The sequence below is a fragment of the Streptomyces sp. Rer75 genome, assembly GCF_013414305.1.
Classification (GTDB): Bacteria; Actinomycetota; Actinomycetes; order Streptomycetales; family Streptomycetaceae; genus Streptomyces; species Streptomyces himastatinicus.
Window position 1 is genome coordinate 5,527,415 of the sequence record NZ_CP058693.1, and the last position, 12,352, is coordinate 5,539,766.

Below are 12,352 nucleotides of genomic sequence, written 5' to 3' on the forward strand. Positions count from 1 at the left end.
GGTCTTCGCTCTCGAAGGTCTCCCGCACATAGCGCCGGATCATGATCTCGCGGGTCCGCGCGCTCACCCGGGACCGGTGTCGCTGCGTCTCCGCCCGGACCGCGAAGATCGCCTCGCGAACCTCCTCGCTGATGCTCGGGTGTCCCCCGCTCGCCCGCAGCCACCGGTGATCGGCGCAGCCCACGATCCCGTACTTCCTGCGGCGCTTCTCCCACCGCTCCAGCGTGCGCACCCCGACGGTCGCGACGCCCAGGAGCAGCTTGGCCTCCTCGGGCCGCAGCACCGCCAGCTCAGCGACCTTCGCCGCCCTCCGCTCACCCAGCGTCGTACGGTCCGGGTCGTACTCGGGGCGCGGCTCCCCCGGCTCGGGACGGAACGGGTCACCACTGCGGAAACCGCAGTTGACCTCCATCAGATGCGCGAAGCGCTGTTCCATCAAGGGCCGCTTCTCCGGCTTCACATCACTCCACGAAGCCGGCTGCCGCCCTCGGTTGGCGCCTTCCGCCGCCGTACGCGGCGACGGCCGACACTGCGGATGATTGACCAGGAAACGGAAGCTCACCCGCTGGCGCTCGCCGTCCCCGCGGACGAGCTGGACCCGCCCCAGATGCGGCTCCTGCCTCTCGACCAGCCACTCCACCTCGTCGAGCACCACGCCCGCGCCAGGCGAGAGATCCAGCGCCACCGCCCCCATCACGAGACGCCTCCTGCACGCACCACCCGCGACCTGTCCGTCAACGGCTGAGCAAGGTCGATCCCGAGCCTGCGGTGCCACAGCAGGTGCAACAACTGCGCCCGCGCCACCGGCCAGTACGTCTGTTCGGCCGCCAACTCCCCGAACGTCACGCCTGCTTCGGCCTGGGCAAGCAGATCGGGCTGCACCCCGAGCACGTCTCGCGTCGGACGACGCTTCCCGTAGAACGCACTGAGCGTGGACCGCACATGTGGGCGCCACTCGGCCGCGACCGCGTAGTGCCATCCGCAGACAAGCGCCACTTCCTCGGCGGCCGCGAACGACTCCAGGTTCTCGGGCTCGATCAAGTCCCGGGGCCGCACGTCGATCAGCCAGATCCCCGCCCGCGTGACCGCGAAGAAGTCCGGCGTGTGGTTGCGCCACTTCTCCGCTGTCCGGAACCGGATGCGCAGCGGCTGCGACAGAACCTCGACCAGGCCACCGGCGAAGTCCAGGGCTACCAGCAGCTGATCCTCTTCGAGACTCTCGAACCCGTGCAGCCGCCCCGTGGACACCAGCGACTCCAGACCGGGCCGGTGCCGCTGCTCCCGCCGCCAGGTGAACCCCCACATCGGCCCGCGGCTCGCCACCGGCACCTGCTCCAGGTGGCGGACCGGGCCCGTGATCTCGTCCCCGGCGTACTTCCACGTCGCCGTCCACCGATCCGGCCACCCAGCGGACAGGTCCATGCCTCCCCGTCCCGCCTCCAGCCCGACCGGGACCAGCAGGTCCGTCCACGTACAGCGATGGGACCACAAGGAGTCCCGGGTATCGCTCATGTTCCCAGGGAAGCCGCACGCCTCCCCTGGGAGGGGCGATCTTCGAAGTTGACGACAACTTGCCTGCAAAGAGCGCGGATCACGTCAGGAACGATGCGAATTCGGCGACAGATGTCGCGCTCAGAGCTTCACGAAAGGGCAGGTCGGGACGGAAGGATGACGACACCTATCGTGCTCAGTCTCAGCCGGGCCGCCGCGTGGCACCCGCCGGGGTCAGCTCCGGGTGCTCCGGGCCAGGTCGGACAGGTTCAGCGTCGCACTCGCGGGCGGGGCCTGCACGGTGACCGGCTTGTTGATGTCCAGGAAGGTCATCGTCACATCGAGCCGGCCCTTGTCGGCGTCGCCGCGCATGCGGAACCGCTTCGTGTGGCTGTCCGGGTCGATCCACATGTCCATGTTCAGGCGGTCGATGCCCGCCTCCTCGTACGTCTTGAGGGTCTTGTCGCGGCGCTCGCGGGTCGTGGACTTCTCGTCCTCGAGGCTCGCGCGCATCTGGTCGAGGGTGACCGTGCCGCGGTAGTGGGTGGTCCGGACGCCGTCGATGGTCTCGGCGCCGACCCGCCGCAGATTGTCGGCGTCGGAGAGGAAGGCGGACTCGTCGGCCGGATTGGTCTTCGCCCGGCCCGTGAGCGAGCCCGCACCCCGGGAACCGGACCCGCGCTTCTCCATCTCCGAGGCGTCCAGCGCGAGCCAGCGCTTGCCGCCGAGCTCGGGGAGGTCGCTGCCGCCGCTGCCGATCCCGGCGGCCACCGCACCGCCGCCGAGGTACATCACGCCGCCGGTGAGCCGGTACTCCACCGTCCCCGTCTCGCCCTCGCCGAGCGTGCGCATCTTCATCCGGGCCACGGGCGGGTTGAAGGCCATCGCGCCCTCGCCCTCGACTCGCCCCTCGTCGAGGGTCCGGCCGGTCATCCGGTAGCGGAGCGAGGTCAGCTTCTCCGTCTTCTTCGCCGCCGCCCGCACGGCCGCCGCCGGTGCCATGCGCGGCTCCTTCGCCGCCCGGTGCGCGCGCTTGCCGCCGCCGGACTCCGGCGAGCCGCACGCCGCCGCCCCGGCGCACAGCAGCGCGGCGGCGAGCACCGCTGCCCCCGCTCTGCCGCGCCTGCTGTCCGGTCCGGTGCGTACAACGATGCCCATATACCCCACCCCTTGCGGAACTTGTGTTCGTTCCTGATCGATGTCGGGACATTAGCGCACGCGCACGAAACGGGGCGCGGCATTTGCTGCCGCCCCGTTGTCACCGTCCCGTTGTCGTGCCCCCGTGGTCGAATGAGGGGGACGACGCGACGGCGGGAGGCGGCGGATGTCCCAGGGGAGCGGTGTGGAGGGGGTGCGGCTGGAGCCGTGGGCGGACACCCCGGCCTACCTCGAACTGCTGCGGCGCAACAACAGCCCGGAGATGATGACGCACCTGGGCGGGCCGGAGACCGAGGAGCAGGTGCTGGCGCGGCATCGGCGCTATGCGGAGCTGCCCGGGCGGGGCGGGGGCCGGATGTACCGGATCGTGCTGGTGCGGGAGGCCGAGGTGGCGGGCGCGATCGGCTTCTGGGAGCGCGAGTGGCGCGGGGAGACGGTCTACGAGACGGGCTGGGGCGTACTGCCGTCGTATCAGGGCCGGGGGATCGCGGCCGCGGCCGCGCGGGAGGTCGCGCGCGCCGCGGCCGCGGAGGGCGTCCACCGCCATCTGCACGCCTATCCGTCCATCGGCCACCCCGCGTCGAACGGGGTCTGCCGCAAGGCCGGGTTCACGCTGCTCGGCGAGTGCGACGTCGAGTACCCGCCCGGCTCCTTCATGCGCTGCAACGACTGGCGGCTGGAGCTGCGTAGTGCACCGCAAGACCGGAGTGCCCCGGCATGACGTCGGGCCGCAGCACCAGGTTCTCGTCGTAGTCCCCGCCGTTCTGGCGGCGGAAGGGGATCGGGTCGGCGGTCGGCAGCGTGGCGAGCCGCTCCCGCAGTGCGTCGGCGTAGCCCTCGTACTGCTCGGCGGAGAGCCGGTCCGCGCCGTAGACGACGTGCGGCGGCAGGACGGACATGCCGCTGTACCAGAGCGTCCCGTGCTGGAGCGGGAACAGCAGATGCTCGATGTCGCCGTTGACGCCGCGCGGTCCGGCCGCGGCCCGCGGGGTACCGGCGGTGAGCAGGACCATGGCGCGCTTTCCGGCCAGCTTGCCGTCCCCGTAGCGCAGGGTGCGGCCGTCGGGGCCGGTGACGCCGAAGGCGAAGCCCTTCACGAAGACGCGGTCGAACCAGCCCTTGAGGATGGCGGGCATCCCGTACCACCACAGCGGGAACTGCACGACCAGCGCATCGGCCCAGTCGATCTTCTCCTGCTCGGCGCGGATGTCCTCGCTCAGCGTCCCGGCGTCGTAGGCGTCGTGCGAGGAGGCGCCGACGATCAGGCGTTCCTCGGCGTCGTGCCGGAAGTCGGCGCCGTCCACGACCGGGTTCCAGCGCATGGCGTAGAGGTCGGACACCCGGCACTCATGGCCCAGCTCCCGCAGGGCGCGCAGGCCCTCGTCGCGCAGGGAGCCGCTCAGTGAGCGCGGTTCGGGGTGGGCGAATATCCACAGCACGTTCATACCGGCCAGCGTCGCAACGCGGCGGGCGGGCGACGAGTGGCCGGATGGCCAGGATGTGTGAGGATCTGGCCAGGGCCGTCAGCCTGTGAGGTGCGGATCCGGCCGGTGGGGACAGCGCCTGGGAGGCGCTGTCCTGGTGCGGCGGGATCCTGGCGGTCGCGGTCGCCCTGTCCGGGGCGCTCTTCCGCCGCCGTACGGCGTGAGGCTTGACGGCCCGAGGGCTCAGGCGCCGTACGGGCGGGCCGCGCGTGCCGTGCGGAGGGCGTCGGCCCACCAGACGAGCTGGTCGAGCATGGCCGTGGCGGCGGTGTCCGGGCCCTGGGGGTCGGTCAGCCGGCCGTCCGGGCCGAAGGCGTCCCAGGCGCCGTGGAAGCTGACCGTGTCGCGCACGGTGACCGCGTGCACCTCGGCGAAGACGGGCCGCAGATGCTCGACGGCGCGCAGGCCGCCCGAGATGCCGCCGTAGCTGACGAAGCCGACCGGCTTGGCCTGCCACTGGCTGTAGTGCCAGTCGATCGCGTTCTTCAGCGGGGCGGGATAGCTGTGGTTGTACTCGGGGGTGACGACGGCGAACGCGTCCGCCGCGTCCAGGCGCGGGGTCACGGCCTCCAGCGCCTTGGCGTCCTCGGGACCGGGCTGGTGGGTGAGGGACGGCGGGAGCGGGGTGTCGGCCAGGTCGACGACGTCCACGCTCAGGTCGTCGCGCAGCGCGGCGCGGCCGGTGAACCAGTCGGCGACCTTGGGTCCGAAGCGGCCCTCGCGGGTGCTGCCGACGATGACGGCGAGACGGATGGGGATGCGGGTGGAAACTGCGGTTGCGGTAGTCATGAGAAGAGGCTCGGACTTAAACCAAGGTTGAAGTCAAGCTACCCTCGGCAGCATGACGCACCTCACCTGGAAGACCCATGAGCTGACGGTCGGCGAGCTGTCCCAGCGAAGCGGGGTCCCCGCCTCCGCGCTGCGGTTCTACGAGCGCGAGGGGCTCATCCACAGCCGCCGCACCTCCGGCAACCAGCGCCGCTACACCCGCGACACGCTCCGCCGGGTGGCCTTCGTGCGCTCCTCGCAGCGGGTCGGCATCCCGCTGTCGCGGATCCGGGACGTGCTGTCGCTCTTCCCCGAGGACCACGTCCTGACCAAGGAGGACTGGGCCCGGATCTCGGAGTGCTGGCGCTCGGACCTCACCGATCGCATCGAGCAGCTGGAGAACCTCCGCGACCATCTGACCGACTGCATCGGCTGCGGCTGTCTGTCGATCGACAAGTGCGCGCTGGCCAACCCGTACGACAAGCTGGGCGAGCAGGGCGCGGGCGCCCGCCGACTGCTCAAGTCCTGCTGCTGAGCGCGGTCCTGCTCCCGAAGGGCCTCAGAACATGTCCGGGCACCACGGCCGCCGCGGGGTGCGCAGCAGCGTGTCGGCCAGGGCCGCGGCGCCGGGGCGTTCCTCCTCCGCCCGGCCCAGGGCGGTGAGCCGGACCAGCGACTCGTCGCCCAGCCACACGGTGCCCAACGCGCCGATGTCCATGGTCAGATCGGCCGGGCGGGTGGTGGGGGCGCAAGCGGCGCCGTCCGGGCTCGCGTCCAGCAGATAGCGGCCGCCCGCCAGCCCGGCCCGGTCGCGCAGGTCGAGGACGAGCGAGCCGGACGCCGGGTACGTACGGGCCTCCAGCAGCGCGGGGACGTCCAGCGGGCGCAGCCACAGGTAGTCGGCGTGCACGGTGGGCCGGGCCGCCCGCGGGTCGCCGAGGAGCAGCGGGAGCAGGTCGTCCGGGGCGCGGCGGCCGGTGGCGATGTGCTGGACCCAGTCGATGGAGCACAGGAAGTGCCACAGGGCGCGCTCGGCGGCCGGGGTGACGCCGATCAGGTCGAGGACCGTGGCGGTCTCCTGCGGCCGCTTGTTGCCCTCCCAGCGGTCGTCGACGGTGAAGGTGAGCAGTCCGTCGACCGTGCCGTCGGGGGAGCGGTACAGGACGTGGAACGGTTCGTTGGTCCAGCCGTCGCCCGGGAAGCGCAGCAGACCGGTGTTCAGCCGCCACCAGCGCTCGGTGCGGTCGATGACGCCGTGCGCCTGAGCGCGCAGCCGCTCGTGCAGGGCGGGGCCCAGCTCCCGTACCTCGTCGGCGTCGGCGTAGTCGACCCGGCCGCCGCAGCTGGGTCCGGCGTAGCGCGGGTCGAGACCGGCGCGGGCGACGTCCACCGTCCACTGGGTGACCCAGGTGGCCGGGCCGAAGCCGTACCGACCGTAGATCGGGTACTCGGCGGCGAGCAGTGAGGCCAGCGCGTCGCCCCGCTCCTTGGCCGCCCGCAGGTCGTGCTCCATCATCCGGCTGAGCAGGCCCCGGCGGCGGTGGGTGGGCGACACGGTGACATTGGTGATCGCGTCGGCCGGTACATCGGCCCCGCCGACCGCCGTCAGCCGCTGGTCGTGGCTGCGGAAGGTGGCGACGCAGCGGTCCCTGTCGAAGGCCCCCTGGGTGCGGTCCAGGTCGATGCCCGCCCCCCGCACCTCCAGCTCCTCCTTGGAGACATCCGGTGGCTGGAGAAATCCGGTGTGCATCGCGCGGAGCCAGTTGGGGAGGTCGGACGCGTCGAGGGAGGTGCGGATGTGGGCGGCCATGCGGTCACGCTAAGCGGCCGCCGCCACAGGCCGCACGCGAATTTTTATCCCCAGCCTGTGGATGCCCGGCGGGCCGACTACGAGAGCAGATCGTCGACCTGGGCCTCACCTTCGCGGTAGCGGCGCGCGATCTCCGCACTGCACTGGTCGGCGGTGCGCTGGAGCCCCTGCCGCCGCCGGGACACCTGCTGCTCGTACCCCTCCAGGCGGTCCATCGCGCCGTGCAGCTCCTCGTCCGTGCGCGCCGGGAGGTCCGACAGGCCGATCTCGGCCAGCATCTCCTCGGCCAGCCGCTCGTACTCCGCGCTGTGCGGGGTGCCGAGCGTCACATGGCGGGCGGAGGTGCGGTGCCGGGACGGGACGTCCGCCAGGATCTTGGGCAGCAGCTCGACCAGCTCCGCGGGCTCCGCCGACGGCCCGTCCGCCGCCGCCGGCACCGCCGGGTCGCGGCGGCGGGTCAGCTCGGCACGGAGGATGTCGATCCGGCCGTGCAGCAGTCTGCGCACATAGCTCAGGTCCGCCTCCTCGCGCTGCGCGGAGCGGCGCAGCGCCCGCAGCTCCGCCAGCCGCAGACCGCCCAGGGTCCCTGCCCCCGCCGCCCCCGCCGGCGGCACGGCCGCCGGCGGCACGGCCTCGGCGTCGGCCAGCCGGCCGCCGCGCTGGCTCGGCGGCCGCGCCGGCAGCGGGCTCTCGGTGGCCATGGGCCGCTCGGTGCCCGGTGTGATCATCCTTGTCCGTCCCCTCCAGCGATGCGTCATTCCCGCAGTTCCTGCCCACCTGCACCGCCTGCACGCATCGTGCCACTCCGAATGGCCCGTGTGCAGCGACCGTCCACCCGATCGGCCCCGATGGGCGCAGGGCATGATGGTCCGTATGCGTGCTGTGGTACAGAGAGTGGACGGGGCGAGCGTCGTCGTCGACGGCGAGACGACCGGGGAGATCGTCGGGCAGGGGCTGTGCGTCCTGGTCGGGGTGACGCACGACGACACCCCGGAGAAGGCGGCCCAGCTGGCCCGCAAGCTGTGGTCCGTACGCATCCTGCCGGGCGAGAAGTCCTGCTCGGACCTGGACGCTCCGCTGCTGGTCATCAGCCAGTTCACGCTGTACGGGGACGCCCGCAAGGGCCGTCGGCCCACCTGGAACGCGGCGGCGCCCGGCGATGTCGCCGAACCGCTGGTGGACGAGGTGGTGGCGCGGCTGCGGGAGCTGGGCGCCCAGGTGGAGACGGGCCGGTTCGGAGCGGCCATGAAGGTCTCGCTCACGAACGACGGCCCGTTCACGGTGATCGTCGAGGTGTAGGAGCCAGGCGGACACGCCCTACGGCTCGACGACCGTCTCCTGCGAGGCCGCCGTGGAGTCCGCGATCAGCTCCGCGTCCACCGGCACGTTCCGCTTCACCAGCGCGAGCGCGATCGGCCCCAGCTCGTGGTGGCGGGCCGAGGAGGTGACGAAGCCCAGCTGACGGCCCTCCTCGCCGTCCGCCGCGAGCCGTATGGGCGCGCCGTGGCCCGGCAGCTTCACCTCGCTGCCGTCGAGGTGCAGAAAGACCAGGCGGCGCGGCGGCTTGCCCAGGTTGTGCACCCGGGCGACCGTCTCCTGGCCGCGGTAGCAGCCCTTCTGGAGATGGACGGCGGTGCCGATCCAGCCCAGCTCGTGCGGGATGGTCCGGTGGTCGGTCTCCAGGCCGATCCGCGGCCGGTGCGCCTCGACGCGCAGCGCCTCGTACGCCAGGACGCCGATCGGCGGGCCGCTCGCCGCCGCGAAGGACTCCAGCCCGGCGCGCGGCAGGAACAGGTCGCGGCCGTGCGCGGTCTCGCGGGCGACGGTGCCCTCGGGGGTCTCGGCGATGCTGCCCGCCGGGAGGTGGACGACCGCGTACTCCTCGGTGCGGTCCGCGATCTCGACCCGGTAGAAGAACTTCATGCTCTCCAGGTACGCGATCAGATCGCCCTGGCTGCCGGGCTCCACATGGGCCCAGGTGGTCTCGCCGTCGTCGACGAGGTAGAGCGCGTGCTCGATGTGGCCGTGCGCGGAGAGGATCAGCGCCTCGGTGGCCTCACCGGCGGGAAGCTCGCTGACGTGCTGGGTGAGCAGCAGATGCAGCCAGCTCAGCCGGTCGGCACCGGTGACCGTGACGACTCCGCGGTGCGAGAGGTCCACGAAGCCGGTGCCGTCGGCGAGCGCGCGCTGCTCGCGGAACAGGTCGCCGTAGTGGGCGGCGACGCCTTCGTCGGGGCCCTCGCCGGGGACGGCGCCGGGCAGCGACAGCAAAGGGCTCTTCATGCGTTTCACCCTACGACGTGGACGTGCGGCTCTTGTCCGTGTCCTGCGTGCGGTGCGCTGCGGAACACGAGGCGCAGCGGCCGAAGATGGCGAAATGCTTCATGTCGGTGTCGAAGCCGAAGGACGCCCGCAGCTGCCGGGTGAAGGACTCCGCGACCGAGACGTCGGCCTCGATGACCTCCGTGCAGTCCCGGCACACCAGATGGATGTGGTGGTGCCGGTCGGCCAGGTGGTACGTGGGGGCGCCGTGCCCGAGATGGGCATGGCTGACGAGGCCCAGTTCCTCCAGCAGCTCCAGCGTGCGGTAGACGGTGGAGATGTTCACACCGCTCGCGGTACGGCGCACCTCGGTGAGGATGTCGTCCGGAGTGGCGTGCTCCAGGCTGTCGACGGCTTCGAGCACGAGCTGGCGTTGCGGGGTGAGTCGGTAGCCGCGCTCCCGCAGATCGGTCTTCCAGTCGGTGGTCGCCACGGTGCCAGTGTAGGCGGCACCGCACCGGGGCGCGGTCGCGCTCGGCCGGAGCGGCTCGGGGGCCCGGCTGGGGCCGGACCGGCTCGGGGGCCGGAGCGGCTCAGCGGAAGAAGGCGATCCCGTCGTCCGGCAGGTCCTTGAGGTCCTTGGCCCACTCGCGGGGGTCGACGACCTTCTTCAGGTGCGCGGACATGTACGGGCGCAGCTCGACCTCGGGGGTGGCCTTCTCGCCGACCCACATCAGGTCGCTGTTGACGTAGCCGTACAGCCGCTTGCCGCCCGAGTACGGGCCCGAGGCGGAGGTGCGCGCCACGGCGTCGGTCGCCAGGTCGATCTGCGGCTTGCCGTCCGCCAGCTCGCCGTACCAGACCTCGACGACGCCCTGGTCGCGGATCATCACGACCTCGACCTTGCGGTCCTTGTCGATCCGCCAGTATCCGGACTCGCTTTCCAGCGGGCGGACCTTCTTGCCCTCGGAGTCCAGCACCCAGGTGTGCGAGATGTACTCGATGAAGTCGCGGCCGTCGTGGGTGAAGGTCGCTTCCTGCCCGAAGTTGCACTTCTCGGCGCCGGGGAAGTCCGAAACGCCGGCGCCTTCCCAGTTGCCGAGCAGGAAGGCCAGCGGCACCAGGTCCGGGTGGAGGTCGGAGGGAATCTCGATCATGGGTTCAGACGATCCGTCGCTAGGCGGGCGGGGGCGTAAGGGGGCGGGAGCGCTCAGCGCTGGCCCTGGTAGAGCTTCTTCCAGGTCAGCCCGACGAAACCGAGGCTGGCCACGATGACCAGGATCAACAGGGTGGTGAAGACTGCCTCAAGCACGAGCTGCTCCTCGTAACGGATGACGGACCGGGACCGAGTCTAGTCGCCGGACCGGCAAGCCTAGGCTGTGGGGCATGGCGAACAAGCTCGTGATCAAGGTGACGGCGGGCGCGGACGCGCCCGAGCGGTGCTCGCAGGCGTTCACGGTGGCGGCGGTGGCCGTGGCGAGCGGGGTCGAGGTCTCGCTGTGGCTGACCGGCGAGTCGACGTGGTTCGCGCTGCCGGGCCGGGCGGCGGACTTCTCGCTGCCGCACGCGGCACCGCTGCCGGAGCTGATCAGCGGCATTCTGGCGGGCGGGACGATCACGGTGTGCAGCCAGTGCGCGGCGCGGCGGGAGATCGACGAGGCGGATCTGATCGAGGGCGCGCGGATCGCGGGGGCGCAGGTCTTCGTGAGCGAGATCATGCCGGACGGCGTGCAGGCGCTGGTCTACTGACCCCCGGGGCCCGGTCTCCGCGTCCCGGCCTCCGCGTCTCGATGCCGTTGGGTCTCAGTGCCGGTGGTAGTGGTCGTCCAGCTCCCGCCACCACCGGTCCGACTCCTCGTCCCCCGACTCGTCCCACCAGCGGTCCTGCGGACCCCGGCGGTTGGCGACGATGGCCGCCAGCGGCGGGATGACCATCGCGACGATGCACATCGCGACGGCGGCGGGGACGGACCACAGACGCACAAAGGCCCAGGCCGAGATGAAGAGCGTCAGACACGCGCCCATCAGGAAGAAGTATGCGTGGCGGCGTCGCGCGTACATAAAGCCAGGATACGTCCGGGGCCATCGCGCCGACAGGTGGAAGGGCCGCCGACAGGCGGAAGGGCCGCATCCCGCCGAGGCGTCCAACCCCGGGATGCGGCCCTCCTGCGTACCACGCGTGGTGTGGCGTCAGACGGCGATGGCGACCTCCGCCAGCCCGCCCTTCTGTGCGACGACCGTGCGGTCGGCGGTGCCGCCCGGGACCAGGGCGCGCAGCGTCCAGGTGCCCTCGGCGGCGTAGAAGCGGAACTGTCCGGTCGCGGAGGTGGGAACCTCGGCGGTGAACTCGCCCGTGCTGTCCAGGAGGCGCACGTAGCCGGTGACGGGCTCGCCGTCGCGGGTCACCTGGCCCTGGATCGTGGTCTCACCGGGCTTGATGGTCGAGGCGTCGGGGCCGCCTGTCTGCGCTCCACACATGTGTTCTGTCCTTAACTGTCGGGGAGGAGAGGGGTTCAGCTGCCGGAGCCGAGCTCGATCGGCACGCCCACCAGCGAGCCGTACTCGGTCCAGGAACCGTCGTAGTTCTTGACGTTGGTCTGGCCGAGCAGCTCGTGCAGCACGAACCAGGTGTGCGCCGAGCGCTCACCGATGCGGCAGTAGGCGATGGTGTCCTTCGACAGGTCGACGCCCTCGCCCTCGTACAGCTCCTTGAGCTGCTCGTCGGACTTGAAGGTGCCGTCGTCGTTGGCCGACTTCGACCACGGGATGTTGCGGGCGCTCGGCACGTGGCCCGCGCGCTGCGACTGCTCCTGCGGGAGGTGCGCCGGGGCGAGCAGCTTGCCGGAGAACTCGTCGGGCGAGCGGACGTCGACGAGGTTCAGGCTGCCGATGGCCGCCACGATGTCGTCGCGGAAGGCGCGGATCGAGCTGTCCTGCTCCTTGGCCTTGTAGTCGGTCTTCTCGCGGGTCGGGACCTCGGAGACCAGCTCGCGCGAGTCCAGCTCCCACTTCTTGCGGCCGCCGTCGAGCAGCTTCACGTCCTGGTGCCCGTAGAGCTTGAAGTACCAGTAGGCGTACGCGGCGAACCAGTTGTTGTTGCCGCCGTAGAGGACGACGGTGTCGTCGTTGGCGATGCCCTTCTCGGACAGCAGCTTCTCGAAGCCCGCCTGGTCCACGAAGTCGCGGCGCACCGGGTCCTGGAGGTCCTGCTTCCAGTCGATGCGGACGGCGTTCTTGATGTGGTTCGTGTCGTAGGCGGACGTGTCCTCGTCGACCTCCACGATGACCGTCTTGGGGTCATCGATGCGGGCCTGTACCCAGTCGGCGTCCACCAGGACGTCACTGCGGCTCATGTATCTCTCCTCCGGGGCAGTTGCGG

The 12,352-nt window shown here is 71.4% G+C and carries 16 protein-coding genes; 4 read left to right on the plus strand and 12 right to left on the minus strand.

Going from position 1 to position 12,352, the window contains the following annotated elements; genetic code table 11:
- Window positions 1–693: 693 nt before the first annotated feature.
- Both HYQ63_RS23635 and HYQ63_RS23640 read right to left on the minus strand, forming a co-directional pair.
- On the minus strand, window positions 694–1,512 hold the full coding sequence (locus HYQ63_RS23635; RefSeq protein ID WP_179935754.1) for a TnsA-like heteromeric transposase endonuclease subunit: 819 nt from the start codon (window positions 1,510–1,512) through the stop codon (window positions 694–696).
- Between the two features lie 213 nt (window positions 1,513–1,725).
- Window positions 1,726–2,649: a DUF1396 domain-containing protein gene (locus tag HYQ63_RS23640; protein ID WP_179935755.1), complete on the minus strand. Its 924-nt coding sequence runs from the start codon at window positions 2,647–2,649 to the stop codon at window positions 1,726–1,728.
- A gap of 166 nt (window positions 2,650–2,815) precedes the next feature.
- On the opposite strand from HYQ63_RS23640, the gene HYQ63_RS23645 reads away from it, so the two are divergent.
- On the plus strand, window positions 2,816–3,370 hold the full coding sequence (locus HYQ63_RS23645) for a GNAT family N-acetyltransferase (RefSeq protein WP_179935756.1): 555 nt from the start codon (window positions 2,816–2,818) through the stop codon (window positions 3,368–3,370).
- Here HYQ63_RS23645 and HYQ63_RS23650 read toward each other — a convergent pair.
- Window positions 3,303–4,094 carry an NAD(P)H-dependent oxidoreductase gene (locus tag HYQ63_RS23650; RefSeq protein ID WP_179935757.1) on the minus strand — a complete coding sequence of 264 codons (792 nt, stop codon included), beginning with the start codon at window positions 4,092–4,094 and terminating at the stop codon, window positions 3,303–3,305. The two genes, HYQ63_RS23645 and HYQ63_RS23650, sit on opposite strands and share 68 nt — an antisense overlap.
- A 222-nt stretch (window positions 4,095–4,316) precedes the next feature.
- Complete coding sequence (locus tag HYQ63_RS23655) at window positions 4,317–4,922, minus strand: NADPH-dependent FMN reductase (RefSeq protein ID WP_179935758.1); 606 nt, start codon at window positions 4,920–4,922, stop codon at window positions 4,317–4,319.
- 52 nt (window positions 4,923–4,974) lie between these two features.
- On the opposite strand from HYQ63_RS23655, the gene soxR reads away from it, so the two are divergent.
- Window positions 4,975–5,436, plus strand: coding sequence for a redox-sensitive transcriptional activator SoxR (gene soxR / locus HYQ63_RS23660; protein ID WP_179935759.1), 462 nt, complete (start codon window positions 4,975–4,977; stop codon window positions 5,434–5,436).
- A 24-nt stretch (window positions 5,437–5,460) separates the two neighbouring features.
- Here the strand turns inward: soxR and HYQ63_RS23665 are convergent, their stop codons facing one another.
- Both HYQ63_RS23665 and HYQ63_RS23670 read right to left on the minus strand, forming a co-directional pair.
- Window positions 5,461–6,711 (minus strand): GNAT family N-acetyltransferase, encoded by a 1,251-nt coding sequence (locus HYQ63_RS23665; protein WP_179935760.1) that lies wholly within the window; start codon window positions 6,709–6,711, stop codon window positions 5,461–5,463.
- A gap of 77 nt (window positions 6,712–6,788) precedes the next feature.
- The gene (locus HYQ63_RS23670) at window positions 6,789–7,439 is read right to left on the minus strand and encodes an ABC transporter substrate-binding protein (RefSeq protein ID WP_257232039.1); all 651 of its coding nucleotides are present in this window, start codon (window positions 7,437–7,439) and stop codon (window positions 6,789–6,791) included.
- Window positions 7,440–7,584: 145 nt separating this feature from the next.
- On the opposite strand from HYQ63_RS23670, the gene dtd reads away from it, so the two are divergent.
- Entirely contained in the window at window positions 7,585–8,010 is a 426-nt protein-coding gene (gene dtd / locus HYQ63_RS23675) for a D-aminoacyl-tRNA deacylase (protein WP_179935761.1), read from the plus strand.
- 18 nt (window positions 8,011–8,028) lie between these two features.
- On the opposite strand, the gene HYQ63_RS23680 is transcribed toward dtd, so the two are convergent.
- The 3 genes from HYQ63_RS23680 to HYQ63_RS23690 all read right to left on the minus strand — a co-directional run bounded on the left by HYQ63_RS23680 (window position 8,029) and on the right by HYQ63_RS23690 (window position 10,130).
- Window positions 8,029–8,994 (minus strand): folate-binding protein YgfZ, encoded by a 966-nt coding sequence (locus HYQ63_RS23680; protein WP_179935762.1) that lies wholly within the window; start codon window positions 8,992–8,994, stop codon window positions 8,029–8,031.
- Window positions 8,995–9,004: 10 nt separating this feature from the next.
- On the minus strand, window positions 9,005–9,466 hold the full coding sequence (locus HYQ63_RS23685; RefSeq protein ID WP_179935763.1) for a Fur family transcriptional regulator: 462 nt from the start codon (window positions 9,464–9,466) through the stop codon (window positions 9,005–9,007).
- A gap of 100 nt (window positions 9,467–9,566) precedes the next feature.
- Complete coding sequence (locus HYQ63_RS23690; protein ID WP_055557284.1) at window positions 9,567–10,130, minus strand: FABP family protein; 564 nt, start codon at window positions 10,128–10,130, stop codon at window positions 9,567–9,569.
- A 229-nt stretch (window positions 10,131–10,359) separates the two neighbouring features.
- Between HYQ63_RS23690 and HYQ63_RS23695 the strand changes: the two genes are divergently transcribed.
- Window positions 10,360–10,722 (plus strand): DsrE family protein, encoded by a 363-nt coding sequence (locus tag HYQ63_RS23695; protein ID WP_009716112.1) that lies wholly within the window; start codon window positions 10,360–10,362, stop codon window positions 10,720–10,722.
- A 54-nt stretch (window positions 10,723–10,776) separates the two neighbouring features.
- On the opposite strand, the gene HYQ63_RS23700 is transcribed toward HYQ63_RS23695, so the two are convergent.
- The 3 genes from HYQ63_RS23700 to HYQ63_RS23710 all read right to left on the minus strand — a co-directional run bounded on the left by HYQ63_RS23700 (window position 10,777) and on the right by HYQ63_RS23710 (window position 12,326).
- Window positions 10,777–11,034 carry a DUF3099 domain-containing protein gene (locus tag HYQ63_RS23700; protein ID WP_179935764.1) on the minus strand — a complete coding sequence of 86 codons (258 nt, stop codon included), beginning with the start codon at window positions 11,032–11,034 and terminating at the stop codon, window positions 10,777–10,779.
- 129 nt (window positions 11,035–11,163) lie between these two features.
- On the minus strand, window positions 11,164–11,451 hold the full coding sequence (locus tag HYQ63_RS23705; RefSeq protein WP_009716110.1) for a DUF1416 domain-containing protein: 288 nt from the start codon (window positions 11,449–11,451) through the stop codon (window positions 11,164–11,166).
- 35 nt (window positions 11,452–11,486) lie between these two features.
- Window positions 11,487–12,326 carry a sulfurtransferase gene (locus tag HYQ63_RS23710; RefSeq protein ID WP_179935765.1) on the minus strand — a complete coding sequence of 280 codons (840 nt, stop codon included), beginning with the start codon at window positions 12,324–12,326 and terminating at the stop codon, window positions 11,487–11,489.
- Window positions 12,327–12,352 lie beyond the last annotated feature (26 nt).

Excerpts from the sequence above, each read along its gene's own strand:
- HYQ63_RS23665 (WP_179935760.1), bottom strand. The coding sequence starts at position 6,711 with ATGGCCGCCCACATCCGCACCTCCCTCGACGCGTCCGACCTCCCCAAC.
- HYQ63_RS23640 (WP_179935755.1), bottom strand. The coding sequence starts at position 2,649 with ATGGGCATCGTTGTACGCACCGGACCGGACAGCAGGCGCGGCAGAGCG.
- HYQ63_RS23655 (WP_179935758.1), bottom strand. The coding sequence starts at position 4,922 with ATGACTACCGCAACCGCAGTTTCCACCCGCATCCCCATCCGTCTCGCC.
- dtd (WP_179935761.1), top strand. The coding sequence starts at position 7,585 with ATGCGTGCTGTGGTACAGAGAGTGGACGGGGCGAGCGTCGTCGTCGAC.
- HYQ63_RS23645 (WP_179935756.1), top strand. The coding sequence starts at position 2,816 with ATGTCCCAGGGGAGCGGTGTGGAGGGGGTGCGGCTGGAGCCGTGGGCG.
- HYQ63_RS23690 (WP_055557284.1), bottom strand. The coding sequence starts at position 10,130 with ATGATCGAGATTCCCTCCGACCTCCACCCGGACCTGGTGCCGCTGGCC.
- HYQ63_RS23700 (WP_179935764.1), bottom strand. The coding sequence starts at position 11,034 with ATGTACGCGCGACGCCGCCACGCATACTTCTTCCTGATGGGCGCGTGT.
- HYQ63_RS23705 (WP_009716110.1), bottom strand. The coding sequence starts at position 11,451 with ATGTGTGGAGCGCAGACAGGCGGCCCCGACGCCTCGACCATCAAGCCC.
- HYQ63_RS23695 (WP_009716112.1), top strand. The coding sequence starts at position 10,360 with ATGGCGAACAAGCTCGTGATCAAGGTGACGGCGGGCGCGGACGCGCCC.
- HYQ63_RS23680 (WP_179935762.1), bottom strand. The coding sequence starts at position 8,994 with ATGAAGAGCCCTTTGCTGTCGCTGCCCGGCGCCGTCCCCGGCGAGGGC.
- HYQ63_RS23650 (WP_179935757.1), bottom strand. The coding sequence starts at position 4,094 with ATGAACGTGCTGTGGATATTCGCCCACCCCGAACCGCGCTCACTGAGC.
- soxR (WP_179935759.1), top strand. The coding sequence starts at position 4,975 with ATGACGCACCTCACCTGGAAGACCCATGAGCTGACGGTCGGCGAGCTG.
- HYQ63_RS23710 (WP_179935765.1), bottom strand. The coding sequence starts at position 12,326 with ATGAGCCGCAGTGACGTCCTGGTGGACGCCGACTGGGTACAGGCCCGC.
- HYQ63_RS23670 (WP_257232039.1), bottom strand. The coding sequence starts at position 7,439 with ATGATCACACCGGGCACCGAGCGGCCCATGGCCACCGAGAGCCCGCTG.
- HYQ63_RS23635 (WP_179935754.1), bottom strand. The coding sequence starts at position 1,512 with ATGAGCGATACCCGGGACTCCTTGTGGTCCCATCGCTGTACGTGGACG.